Below are 12209 nucleotides of genomic sequence, written 5' to 3' on the forward strand. Positions count from 1 at the left end.
GTGCTGCCGGCCGGGCTGGCATACAGGCCAGCGTAACCCACGATCCACCTCGCGGGACTTATCCAAAACCCGCAAGCGGCACCCCTGGCCGCCGACTGAAATCCTATCCGGCCGGGTGCGCTATGGGCTCTGTCATCGCCCCAGCGGCGGCCGTGGCCTCAAGCCGCGCTGGCGGCCAGGGCCTCAGAACGTGTTCACGATCTCAGAACGTCACGCCCGCCACCAGAATCACGTTGGCAAACGGCGTGCACTCGCCGGTGCGCACCATCACGCGGGCCTGCTGGGTGAGGCGCTTGAAATCGTCGTGGGTCACGGTCTGGGGCTCCATGGGGAGCGCGCACCAGGTCGGTAACTGGCCCCCGCTGCGCTCCACGGCTTCGGTGGCAATGACGGCCTTTTCCACCTGCATTTCAGACAGCACCACACGCAGCACATCGGCCACGGACGGGATGCCCGGCGTGAGCGCCAGGTCAATACGGCGCGGGCCGGGCGGGATGGGCAGGCCCACATCGCCGATCACCAGCATGTCGCCATGGCCCAGGCTGGCAATGGCGTGCGAGAGTTCGGCGTGCAACAAGGTCGTGCGTTTCACAGGGCGGTCCAGTCGGGTGGTTGGGGGCTTTGCGCAACCGCTGCGCGGGTGGGAATGGAGGGCTGGGCACCCGGCTGCGTGACACACAGCGCTGCGGCACGTATGCCGTTGCGCACGGCGGCATCCAGGGGGTCGCCCTGCGCCAGGGCCACGGTCAGCGCGCCCAGAAAGGTATCGCCTGCCGCCGTGGTGTCGACGGCGCGCACCTTCATGCCGGGGTGATGGCGGCAGCCCGCGGCGTCGGCCGCCACCGCTCCCGCCGCGCCCAGCGTCACCACCACCTGGGCGGGGCCACGGGTGCGCAGGGCCTGTGCGGCGGCAGCAGCATCTTGCGGGGTGGCCACGGCCACACCGGCCAGGGCGGCCGCCTCGACCTCATTGACCACCAGCGTGTCGATCAGCGGCCACAGCGCCTCGGGTAGCGGCTGAAGGGGCGAGGGATTGAGCAGCACCGGGCAACGGGCGGCGCCCGCGCGCTGTGCGGCGGCCAGCACCTGGGGCAGCGGAATCTCGAACTGCAGGACCAGGCCCTGCGCGCCCTGCAGCGCGGCGTCCAGCGCGGCGGCGTCCAGCACAAAACGGCCATTGGCCCCCGGCACGACCACGATGCGGTTTTGTGCGGTGGCGTCTACCGTGATCGCGGCCACGCCGGTGGTGGTGTCGGTATCGGTCTGCACGCCCCGGTGGTCAATGCCGTCGGCGTCGAGCCCGGCGCGCAGCGTGTGGCCATAGGCGTCGTCGCCCACGCGGCCAAAAAGAGACACATGGGCCCCTTGGCGCGCGCATGCCACAGCCTGGTTGCCGCCTTTGCCGCCGGGAATGAGGTGCAAACCTTCGGCCAGTACGGTTTCGCCGGCCTCGGGTGCGTGGGCGACCGGCAGCACCAGGTCCATGTTGAGACTGCCTACCACCGCGATGCGGGGCCTTGTTGTCGAGGGGGGCGCGGTGGTTGCGTTCGCGGTGGCGGTGGTGGTTGTCGTGGTGGGGCTCATGGTTGTGTCGGCACGGCGGGTGCGGTGGATGAGCGCACGCGCAGCTCTGGTTGCAGCATCACCTTGCGGGCGTCCTGGCGCTTGCCGTCGATGCGTTCGAGCAGCATGTCCACCGCCAGCGCGCCAATGCGCTGCTTGGGCTGGGCCACGGTGGTGAGCGGCGGGCTGGTGAAGGCGGTCAATTCGATGTCGTCAAATCCCACGATGGACAGGGCCTCGGGCACGCGCAGATCGCGCTCGTGCGCGGCGCACAGCGCGCCCATGGCCATGAGGTCGTTGCAGACGAAGACTGCCGTGGGCGGGTGGGGCGCGCGCAGCACGGCGTGCATGGCTTCGTAGCCGCCCTGGCTGGTGAAGTTGCCGTGCCACAACAGGCCTTCACCCGTGCCGCAGCCTGCATCGGCCAGGGCTGTGCGCCAGCCTGCAATGCGCTGCTCGCTGGGGGCAATGCCGGCGGGACCGCCAATGCAGGCGATGTGCCGGTGGCCCAGCGACAGAAGGTGCTGCGTGGCCAGCAGGCCACCTTGCATGTGGGCGGTTTCCACCAGGTCGCAGGGCTGCTGCTCGGCCAGTTCGATCTCGCGGTCCACCAATACGGTGGGGATGGACAGGCCCGCCAGCTGCGTGGGCAGCGTGGCGTCATGGCCGGTAGAGACGACGATCAGCCCGTCGATGCGCCGCTCGGCCAGCACCTGCAGATAGGTGCCCTGGCGGTGGGCCTCGTCGTTGGTGTTGCACAGGATAAGGTTGTAGCCCGCGCCAAAGCAGCGGTCTTCCACGCTGTGAACGATCTCGGCAAAGTAGGGGTTGGAGCTGTTGGGGATCAGCATGCCCAGCGTGCGCGTGTTGTTGCTCTTCAAGCTGCGCGCGATGGCGCTGGGCACATAGCCGAGCGCGCGAATGGCCTTTTCGACCCGCTCGCGCCCCTCGGGGCTCACATGCCGCGTGCCGTTGACCACGTGCGACACCGTGGTGACCGATACACCGGCGTGGCGGGCAACGTCCTTGATAGTGGCCATGCGAAGGTGAAGGTGGTGAAGGTGAGGAAGATGAAAATGGAGAGACGGGGCAGCGATGGAGCCTAAGTGGCGGCGGGCTGCAAGGGGCCCGGCCTCAGGCCACGGCGCGCCGCTGGCGCAGCGTATCGATGATGACGGCCGCCACGATCACGGCGCCGGTGATGATGCGTTTGGACGGCTCGCTGGCACCCACCTGCGCCAGGCCCGCCTCCAGCACCGCGATGATGAGCACGCCAAACGCGGTGGTCACGACCGAGCCGCGCCCGCCCATCAGGCTGGTGCCACCAATCACCACGGCTGCGATCACCTGCAGCTCCATGCCGGTGCCGGCGTTGGGGTCGGCCGCTTCCAGCCGGGCCGATTGCATCAGGCCCGCCAGCCCGGCCATCAGGCCGGTGAGGGCAAACACAATGATGCGCACGGGCCGTGGGTCCACCCCTGCCAGGCGCATGGCCTCTTCGTTGGTGCCGATGCCTACCACCGAGCGGCCAAACACGGTGCGTGTGAGCACCATCTGCGCCACCACCACCAGCACCAGCGCGATCAAGAACGCCACCGAAATGCCGCCAAAAAACGGCGCGGACAGCCACGAGATGGCATCACCCACATACTGCGTGCGCGAATCGGTCACCAGGTAGGCGCTGCCGCGCACCGCTTCAAGCATGCCCAGCGAGACGATGAACGACGGCAGCCGCCACGCCACCGAGATGGCCCCGGTGATGGTGCCGCACACCAGCCCTGTGACCAGCGCCAGCGCCGCAGCGGCGGGCACCGACCAGTGCCATTGCAGGATGGCGGCGGCCGATGTGGCCGCCGACAGGGCCATGACCGAGCCCACGGACAGGTCGATGCCCGCGATGATGAGTACAAACGTCATGCCCACGGCCATCACCGCCAGCGCCGGAATTTCATTGGCGATGGTGATGAAGGTTTCGGTGCTCCAGAAGTATTCGGACATCCACGAGAACAGCCCCACCATGCCAGCCAGCACGGCAAGGAGGCCCAGGTAGGTGCCCAGCTGGCTGCGCCACATCGGGGCAGAGCGGGGCGCTGAAGAGGGGGGGGGCGATGGTGCGGCGGCGGTCATGCGGTGGTTGAAGAAGAAGGGTGGGACGAAGGGGCGGAGCCCGGGGTGGGGGTGCCAGCAGATGCCGACGCCGTGGCATCGGCGCCAGTTGCTTCGGCGTGGCGCCCGGCCATGTCGGAGAACGCCGTGGCCAGCAGCGATTGTTCGGTCCATTCGCCGCGCTCGAACACGGCCACCAGGCGGCCTGCACTCATCACGCCGATGCGGTCTGCCATGGCCATGAGTTCGCGCAGATCGGACGAGACCATCAGTAGCGCGCGGCCTTCGTCGGCCATGCGATCGAGTTCGGTGTAGATCTCGGCGCGTGCACCCACGTCCACGCCGCGCGTGGGCTCGTCCAGCAGCAGTGCACGCACGGGCCGGTGCAGCCAGCGCGCGAACACCACTTTTTGCTGGTTGCCGCCCGACAGCTGGCCCACGGGCTGCTCGCCGCTGCGGCAGCGAATGCTCAGCGTGCGCACCAGGGCTTGCACCAGGCGGTGCTCCCGCGCGCGCAGCAGCCAGCCACCGCGCGAGACGGTGCCCAGGTCGGACAGCGTGGCGTTGATGCGGATCGGCTGGGTCAGCAGCAGACCTTGTGACTTGCGGTCTTCCGTCACCAGGCCCACGCCCGCGCGGATCGCCTGCAGCGGTGAGGCAAAACCCAGGGGGAAAATGTTTGCTACTGTTTTGGTAGCTACTGGCGCTTGTGTATCAAGCGCTGCAGGCTGTTCTTGCTTGAATTCGTGAGTGTGCAACGTGATGCTGCCCCGGTCTGCGCGGTCAGCGCCAAACAGCAGGCGAATCAGCTCCGTGCGGCCCGAGCCCACCAGGCCCGCGATGCCAAAGACCTCGCCCGCGCGCAGCGTGAGGCTCACGTCCTGCACGGCGGTGCCGCGCCCGATGTTGTCCACCTGCATCACCACCGGGCCGGCCACGCGGCGTGGGCGGCTCTCCAGGTCGCTCACCGAGCGGCCCACCATGCGGCGCACTAGGTCGTCTTCACACAACCCGGCCATGGGGCACACGTCCACCAGCTGCCCGTCGCGCAGCACGGCCACGCGGTCGGCAATGCGGCGCAGCTCTTCGAGCCGGTGCGACACGTAAACGATGGAAACACCGCGCCCAGTCAGGCGCGCGATCTGGTCAAACAGGTAGGTGGTCTCGCGCGGCGTGAGCATGGCCGTGGGCTCGTCGAGCACCAGGATGCGCGTGTCGTCCTGCAGGTTGCGCGCGATCTCCACCATCTGCTGCTGGCCGATGCCCAGCTGCGACACCGGCGTGCTGGGGGCGATGTGATCGAGCCCGATCTTGGCCAACTGGGTGCGTGCCGCAGCGATCATCACATCGCGCTGCAGCCAGCCCGCCCGGTGCGGCATGCGGCCCAGCAGCAGGTTTTCGGCCACGGTCAGTGTGGGCACCAGCCCCAGCTCTTGCATGACCATGCGCACGCCGTGTTGCTCGGCTTCACGGCGCGTGGTGGGGGCAAAAGGCTGCCCGCCCAGGCGCATGCTGCCGCGCGTGGCCGTGGTGAGCCCGCAGACGATTTTGGACAGCGTGCTTTTGCCCGCGCCGTTTTCACCGGTCAGCGCCAGCACCTCGCCCGCAAACAGCGCCATATTCACGCCATCGAGCACGGTGGTGCCGTTGTAGTCCTTGCCCACGCCCTCGATGGCAAGCAAAGGCGTGGCCTGGGAGGCGGAGGATGTGTGGGGCATGGTGTGGAAAAGCGGGGTGACGGGCCATGGCATTCCTCCCTGTTCACCCTGCGCCTTTTGCGCCTTTCGGCTGGCGCAGGGTGAACGGTCGGGAACGAAGCCGCTGTGCGGTGGACTGCTGCGGTCCGGGGCTTATTTGCTGTCTTTGGTGACCAGCACCACGTCGGTTTTCACCAGCGCAGGCAATTGGGCCTGCGGCGTTTTGGCGGCCAGGGCCTTGAGCACCAATTCGATGCCAAAAACGGCTTGCTTGGCGGCATATTGGTCGGCCGTGGCCAGCACGCGGCCATCGGCCAGCATCGGCTTGATGGCGCCGATGTTGTCATAGCCCACCACCTGCACCTTGCCGGTTTTGCCTGCGGCCTTGACGGCAGCCACCACGCCCAGGGCCATGCTGTCATTGCCAGCCAGCAGGGCCACCAGGTCAGGGTGCTCGCGCATCATGCCTGCGGCCACGGTGTTGCCCTTTTCGATTTCCCAGTTGCCGGACTGCACCCCCACCACCGTAATGTTGGCGGCCTTCATCGCATCCTGGTATCCCAGCGTGCGCTGCTGCGCGTTGAACGTGGTGGACACGCCTTCAATGATGCCCACCTTGTCGCCCGCCTTGAGCAACTTGGCCAGGTAGTCGCCCACCAGCTTGGCGCCTGCGCGGTTGTCGGGACCCACAAACGGCACGGTGATGTTCTTTTCCTTCAGCGCATCGACGTCGAGTTGGTTATCGATGTTGACGACCAGAATGCCCTTGTCGATGGCGGCTTTGACAGCCGGCACCAGGGCCTTGGAGTCTGCGGGGGCCAACACGATGGCGCTGGCCTTCTGGGCCACGGCCTGCTCGATCATCTTGATCTGCGCGGCGGTGTCGGTCTCGTTCTTGATGCCGTTGGCGACCAGCGTGTATTGGCTGGCATGCTGCTTTTGGTGGGCCTTGGCGCCGTCTTCCATGGTGCGGAAGAACTCGTTGGCCAGGGATTTCATGACCAGTGCGACCTTGGGCTTGTCCTGCGCCATGGCCGGGCTGGCCAGCATGCCTCCCAGTACGACAAGGGCAGCAGCAGTCTGAAGGGAGCGGCGGGTAAATGGCATGTTGTCTCCAGTTGGAAGGGTTGCAAAGGCGACAGCCCTGCGGCACGCAAAAAAGCGCGCCAGGCGGTGGCATAAGCCCTGCCCACGCGCCCGGCGCCGGGTGTGTCGGATGCGAATCATAGCGAAAGCAAACGTTTGCGCAAACGTTTGCTAATTGGTAAAAACCCCAAAGCAGGGGGCAAAACGCGCCGAATGCATGGCCTTATAGCGGCATGGCCTTATAGCGGCGCGCAGAGGGGCCAGCGCAGCCGTTGAGGCGCCGCAATTCGCTGGTGGAAACGGGGGGCTGTGGGCACACCATCACGGGTGGAAATTGCCGAGGCCCGGAAGGAAAAAAAGGCGCCGAAGCGCCTGTGTGAAGGAAGGGTGGGCCCGCAAGGCTCGCAAGATTTTGAAGGCTTGCAGGACACGTGCAAGCCTTGCAATGGCCCCGCTACGCCGTCGGCGAACGCAGCTCGCGCCGCAGGATCTTGCCCACATTGCTCTTGGGCAGTTCGTCGCGGAACTCGATGTATTTGGGGCGCTTGTAGCCGGTGAGGTTGTCGTGGCAGAACTTGGCCACGTCGTCCTCGGTGAGCGCGGGGTCGTTGCGGATGACGAAGACCTTGATGGCTTCGCCCTGCTTTTCGTCGGGGATGCCGATGGCGGCGCATTCGACCACGCCAGGGCACAGGCTGATGACCTGCTCCAGCTCGTTGGGGAACACATTGAAGCCGCTCACCAAAATCATGTCCTTCTTGCGGTCGATGATGCGGGTGTAGCCCTGCGGGTCCATGATGCCGATGTCGCCGGTGCGCATGAAACCGTCGGGGGTGAACGCCTTGGCGTTCTCTTCGGGCTGGTTGTAATAACCCACCATCACGTTGGGGCCGCGAATGCAGATTTCGCCCGATTGGCCCTGCGGCAGGCTGTTGCCCTCGTCATCCTTGATGGCGATATCGATGCCTGGCAGCGGCAGGCCAATGGTGCCGCTGAACTCCGTGTTGCTCACGGGGTTGTTGGTGCCGATGGCGCAGGTCTCGCTCATGCCCCAGCCTTCGATCATGGTGCTGCCTGTCACCTTTTGCCATTGTTTGGCCGTGCTTTCGCTGGCGGCCATGCCACCAGCTTGCGACACGCACAGGTGCGAGAAATCGAGCGTCTTGAACTGCGGGTTTTGCAGCAGCGCGTTGAACAAGGTGTTCACGGCCGGCAGCATGTGGAAGGGGCGTTTTTTCAGCTCCGCCACAAACTTGGGGATATCGCGCGGGTTGGGGATCAGCGTGAGGCTGGAGCCCTGGCGGATGGCCAGCAGGCACAGCGTCAGCGCGAAGATGTGGTACAGCGGTAGTGCGGCGATGCTGTTGGCTTTGCTCAGGTCGCCCACCTTGGCCAGTGCCGGGGTGAACCAGGCCTCGGCCTGCAAGGTGGCGGCGACGATGTTGCGGTGGGTGAGCACCGCGCCCTTGGACAACCCGGTGGTGCCGCCCGTGTATTGCAAAAACGCAATGGAGTCGAGTGTGGCCTGGCTGGGTGTGAGCGCCTTACCCTCGCCCAGGGATAGCGCCTTCTTGAAGGTGACGAGCTTGCGGCCGCCTGTCAGTGGCAGATCGTAGGCGGGCACCATCTTGGCGAGGTGGCGCACGGCGAAGGTGATCCACTGCCCAAACCACAAGCCGAGCAGGTCGCCCATCGAGGCCATCACTACCTGTTTGATCGCGGTGTGGTCGATGATTTCGGCCAGGGTGTGGGCGAAATTCTCCAGGATGACGATGGTGGTGGCGCCGGAGTCCTTGAGCTGGTGCTCCAGCTCGCGTGCGGTGTACAGCGGGTTCACGTTCACGCAGGTGTAGCCCGCGCGAAGCACGGCCGACATGGTCACGCCAAACTGCGGGATGTTGGGCAGCATGATGGCCACGCGAGCCCCGGGCGCGAGGCCCAGGCTTTGCAGGTAGGCACCGAGAGCGGCAGAGCGGCTGTCGAGCTCGCCATAGGTCATCCAGCGGTCCATGCAGACCGAAAACGGGTTGGACGCGTTTTTGCGGAAGGACTCTTCCAGCAGGTGGGCTACGGAGCGGTACTGCTCGGGCTGCACATCGTGCGGTACACCGGGTGGGTAGCTCTTGAGCCAGATCTTGTCCATGTGCATGTTTCCTTGTGCGCGCTGGGGGAATGTTCCGACCTGAGCGGAACACCTCACGGGAATCGTGAAGGGCCACGGATTGTGGGCGCAGGTGTGCCTTGTGGGTTACCGGGCTTGTCCTAGGGTGGCGGCCAGCCGGGTCTCGCAAGTGACACGATCTGCATCAAACAGCTGGTCCATCAACGCGCGTTCGCGCGTCTCGATGGTGGCCAGAAACTGCTCGACGCCGCCGCGCTGGCGCGACAGCTGGCCAAACGTGTCGAAACCCGCTTCCAGAAAGTCCTGCAGCGCGCCCATGCCTGCGGCGTGGGCGGGCGCTCGCATCATGCGCAGCATCATCCGCAGGCCCGGCGTGCGGGTCAGGCGCGCGAGATCACGGCCCATGGCCAGCACGCGCGCCAGCTGCGCCTGGCGTGCCATGCGCTGGCCCACCGCGCGCCATGCGTCGGCGTAGCGCGCCGCATCGCTGGCGGCATCAGAGGTTGGCGGGGATGCGGGGGCGAAAACCGGGGCAGGGGCGGGTGATTGCGCCACCCATGCGCGGCCCATGTCCTGGTCCAGTGACTCGGTTTGCGCGTGCAATTCGGCCAGCGCCACGGCAGTGGCTACCACGGGTTGCGGGAAGAGGGTTTGCAGCGTGCCCGCGATGCGACTGAACTGCAGGTCGCGATCGGTGTAATCGCTGTCGCTGTAGAGCTCAGTGAGAAAAAACCGCGCGGCCGGGCCGAACGAGGGGGAGCCCATGATGTCGGCATACGTGCCCCTGAAACGCCGCGCCTGCAAGGTTTTGACGGTGCCCACCGCCGCTCCCAGCAAGGGGTCGCCCGTGCGGTGCAACCGCAGCGCGGTGACGGTGGCAATGCAGTCTCGAATGGTGTGGGCCGCATCCATGGGGGGCGTTCTCCTTGTCAAAACGTCTGCAATCGTCTGCAAGACGGCGGTATCTGGCGCTGTAGTGTGGAGGCCTCGCCCAGGGCACCGGGCGGCACAATGCGGCCTGTTCATTTCATCACACCCCCACTGGGAACCCTCATCCCCATGATTGCGCGCTTCCAAAGGGCCTTTGTCTTGTTTCAACTGCTCGCCATGGCCGCCTGGTTGTGGTGGTGGTGGCCGCAATCGCCCGTGTGGGCGCTGGCGGGGGCGGCCGTGCCTTTGGGGGTGTTCCTGTTCGTCATGACCATGGAGTTTGTGGTCATGCATGTGACCAACCGCTCTGATGGTGCACCCCGCGCGCGCGCGGCGCAGGTGGTGGCCGCCTGGTGGGCCGAGGTGCGCTCCGCGTTGCTGGTGTTTTGCTGGCGCCAGCCCTTTCGCCACCGCTCGCCGCCTGACTGGCTGCCCTCCGAGCCTACGGGCCGGCGCGGTGTGGTGCTGGTGCATGGGTTCATGTGCAACCGGGGCATCTGGCTGCCCTGGTTTGCGCCGCTGCGCCAGGCCGGCCATGCCCACGTGGCCGTGAACCTGGAGCCGGTGATGGGCTCGATCGATGCCTACAGCACCACCATTGAAGACGCTGTGTTGCGCGTAACGGCGGCCACCGGTGTGCCGCCCGTGTTGGTGTGCCACAGCATGGGCGGCTTGGCGGTGCGCGCGTGGTTGCGGGCCCATGGTGCGGACGACCATGTCCACCGTGTGTTGACGCTCGGCACGCCCCACGGGGGCACGTGGCTCGGGCGCTTCAGCCGGGCGGTGAATGGTCGGCAGATGAGCCTGGCAGGGGACTGGGTGGTGGCGCTACAGCGCGCCGAACCGGCGGGGCGTGCTGCCTTGTTCACGTGCTGGTATTCCAACTGCGACAACATCGTTTTCCCTGCGAGCACGGCGGCGCTGGCGGGAGCGGACAACCGGCTGGTGGACGGGGTGGCGCATGTGCAAATGGCCTTGCATCCGGCGGTGATGCGGGCTTGTTTGGAGGAGATTGGGTGGGGGTGATTTTTTGCTGTTTTTGACCTCTGGTGCTTGTATGCCAAGCGTTGGTCGCTATGGTTTTTGTAGTTCGCACTGTGCCTGATTGAAGGGCGGAGGCCGGGTTGTCGCCCCGGCGGGCGAGGTACTTTTCTTTGCTTCGCCAAAGAAAAGTACCCAAAAGAAAGGCGACCCCCAGTCTGCGACCCCTTCGCTGGGCGAAGGGGCAAACCTGCGTCGGGGCGGTTGCGGGGTGCGCCGTGGAACTCGCTTTGCGCTGCGCGCGCCGCTCGGACAACCGCGGCGAGCTAGACAACGAGGCATGGGCGCTTCGACGCCCATGCTCACCCCGCAACCGCCCCGACGCAGGCGCAGCCAGCAGGGGGTGGACAGCCGAACATCCAAGCAGCCACACGGGCCATCGCTGCGCTCGGCTTCGCGGTCGCGGCGCGAAGCGCCTGCGCGTTCCGGGCCGAGCGCAGCGATGGCCCGTATGGATGTCCGGTTGCGGGCTCCCTTCAGGATGCGCAGCGGCCAGCGGATCAGGGCTCGCGATTGTTTGAGCGCAACGCAGTGGAGCGAGTTCGAGCGAGACCCCGCTGGACGCGAGCACCGCAGGTTGCCAGCAGCGAAGCGAAGGGACGCAGCGTGTAGGGGCGCCCTTTCTTTGGTGACTTTCTTTCGGCGACGCGAAAGAAAGTTACTCGCCCGCCGGGGCAAAATCCCGGCCTCCGCCCTTCAATCAGGCACAGTGCGACTACAAAAACCATAGCTATCAGCGCTTTATGGATAGGCGCCAGAGCCCAATTTCATTAAAAAGTCAAGCCGCCAGAGCTTCCCGCTCATCCGCAGCAAACTCCTGCAACCCCCGCAGCCGCTCATAGATCGGCGCAAAGTCCGCCGCCGTCATTTCAAACAGTTGCTCAAAACTGTCGATCACAAAATACGTCTGCTGGTACGTATCGATCTTGTAGCGCGTGCGCATGGTGCGCTCCAGTTGCAGCGCAATGCGCTGCGGCTCCGGGCTCTGCACCGAGTACGCCAGCTCGCCCGACGAACTCAAAATGCCCGCGCCATACGCCCGCAACTGACCCGCCTCGCGGATCAGCCCGAACTCGATCGTGTACCAGTACAGGCGGCTCAGCATCTCGCACGACCCCAGTCCCTGCGCCTTGAGCCCACCCTGCCCATAACGCTGCACATAGTCGGCAAACACCGGGTTGAACAGCAGCGGCACATGGCCGAACAGGTCGTGGAAGATGTCTGGCTCGACGATGTATTCGAACTCCTCGGGCTTGCGGATCCAGTCCGTCACCGGGAACTTGCGGTTGGCCAGCAGGGTGAAGAACGGCACCTCGGGGATCAACCCCGGCACGCCCACCAGCTCCCAGCCGGTGGCCTTGTAAAGGCGCTCGTTCACCTCTTCAAAGCGCGGGATGCGGTCGCTCGCGCCCAGCGACGGCAGGGCGTCGATGAACGCCTGGCTGGCCAGCCCCGGCAACAGCGCGCGCTGGCGCTCGTAGAGCCTGCGATAGGTGTCGTGGTCGGCGGCGGTGTAGCTTGCGTAATCCTGCGGGCAGGTGTAGTCCTCGTTGGCGCGCGAGTAGTCGCCACGGGGTGGGCGGGTGGATTGACCATAGACGACGGGGGCTTGTCCCATTTTTGGCTCCTTGGCCGTCGTGATGGATGGTCAGCGCGCCTGGAAG

At 66.0% G+C, this 12209-nt stretch carries 10 protein-coding genes; 1 reads left to right on the forward strand and 9 read right to left on the reverse strand.

Features of this window, described 5'->3' with window-relative positions; all coding sequences use genetic code 11:
• Nucleotides 1-202: 202 nt before the first annotated feature.
• From rbsD to KI609_RS03170, 8 genes are all read right to left on the reverse strand, one after another.
• Nucleotides 203-592, reverse strand: a complete 390-nt coding sequence (rbsD, locus tag KI609_RS03135) for a D-ribose pyranase (RefSeq protein WP_226446996.1) — start codon at nucleotides 590-592, stop codon at nucleotides 203-205.
• Entirely contained in the window at nucleotides 589-1485 is an 897-nt protein-coding gene (locus KI609_RS03140; RefSeq protein WP_413463412.1) for a ribokinase, read from the reverse strand. The genes rbsD and KI609_RS03140 overlap by 4 nt, the downstream gene beginning before the upstream one ends.
• Before the next feature lie 95 nt (nucleotides 1486-1580).
• Complete coding sequence (locus KI609_RS03145) at nucleotides 1581-2603, reverse strand: LacI family DNA-binding transcriptional regulator (RefSeq protein ID WP_226447000.1); 1023 nt, start codon at nucleotides 2601-2603, stop codon at nucleotides 1581-1583.
• 94 nt (nucleotides 2604-2697) lie between these two features.
• Nucleotides 2698-3690: an ABC transporter permease gene (locus tag KI609_RS03150; RefSeq protein ID WP_226447002.1), complete on the reverse strand. Its 993-nt coding sequence runs from the start codon at nucleotides 3688-3690 to the stop codon at nucleotides 2698-2700.
• Nucleotides 3687-5387 carry a sugar ABC transporter ATP-binding protein gene (locus KI609_RS03155; RefSeq protein WP_226447004.1) on the reverse strand — a complete coding sequence of 567 codons (1701 nt, stop codon included), beginning with the start codon at nucleotides 5385-5387 and terminating at the stop codon, nucleotides 3687-3689. Before KI609_RS03155 ends, KI609_RS03150 begins: the two co-directional genes overlap by 4 nt.
• A 132-nt stretch (nucleotides 5388-5519) precedes the next feature.
• On the reverse strand, nucleotides 5520-6473 hold the full coding sequence (locus tag KI609_RS03160; RefSeq protein ID WP_226447006.1) for a sugar ABC transporter substrate-binding protein: 954 nt from the start codon (nucleotides 6471-6473) through the stop codon (nucleotides 5520-5522).
• Between the two features lie 433 nt (nucleotides 6474-6906).
• Nucleotides 6907-8595 carry an AMP-binding protein gene (locus KI609_RS03165; RefSeq protein ID WP_226447008.1) on the reverse strand — a complete coding sequence of 563 codons (1689 nt, stop codon included), beginning with the start codon at nucleotides 8593-8595 and terminating at the stop codon, nucleotides 6907-6909.
• A 105-nt stretch (nucleotides 8596-8700) separates the two neighbouring features.
• A complete protein-coding gene (locus KI609_RS03170) occupies nucleotides 8701-9486 on the reverse strand; it encodes an FFLEELY motif protein (protein ID WP_226447010.1) in 786 nt (261 codons plus the stop codon).
• 147 nt (nucleotides 9487-9633) lie between these two features.
• On the opposite strand from KI609_RS03170, the gene KI609_RS03175 reads away from it, so the two are divergent.
• Nucleotides 9634-10530 (forward strand): esterase/lipase family protein, encoded by an 897-nt coding sequence (locus KI609_RS03175; RefSeq protein ID WP_226447012.1) that lies wholly within the window; start codon nucleotides 9634-9636, stop codon nucleotides 10528-10530.
• A gap of 793 nt (nucleotides 10531-11323) precedes the next feature.
• Here the strand turns inward: KI609_RS03175 and phhA are convergent.
• Nucleotides 11324-12163, reverse strand: coding sequence for a phenylalanine 4-monooxygenase (gene phhA / locus KI609_RS03180; RefSeq protein WP_226447014.1), 840 nt, complete (start codon nucleotides 12161-12163; stop codon nucleotides 11324-11326).
• Nucleotides 12164-12209: the final 46 nt, after the last annotated feature.

It is taken from the genome of Acidovorax radicis (assembly GCF_020510705.1).
GTDB lineage: Bacteria > Pseudomonadota > Gammaproteobacteria > Burkholderiales > Burkholderiaceae_C > Acidovorax > Acidovorax radicis_A.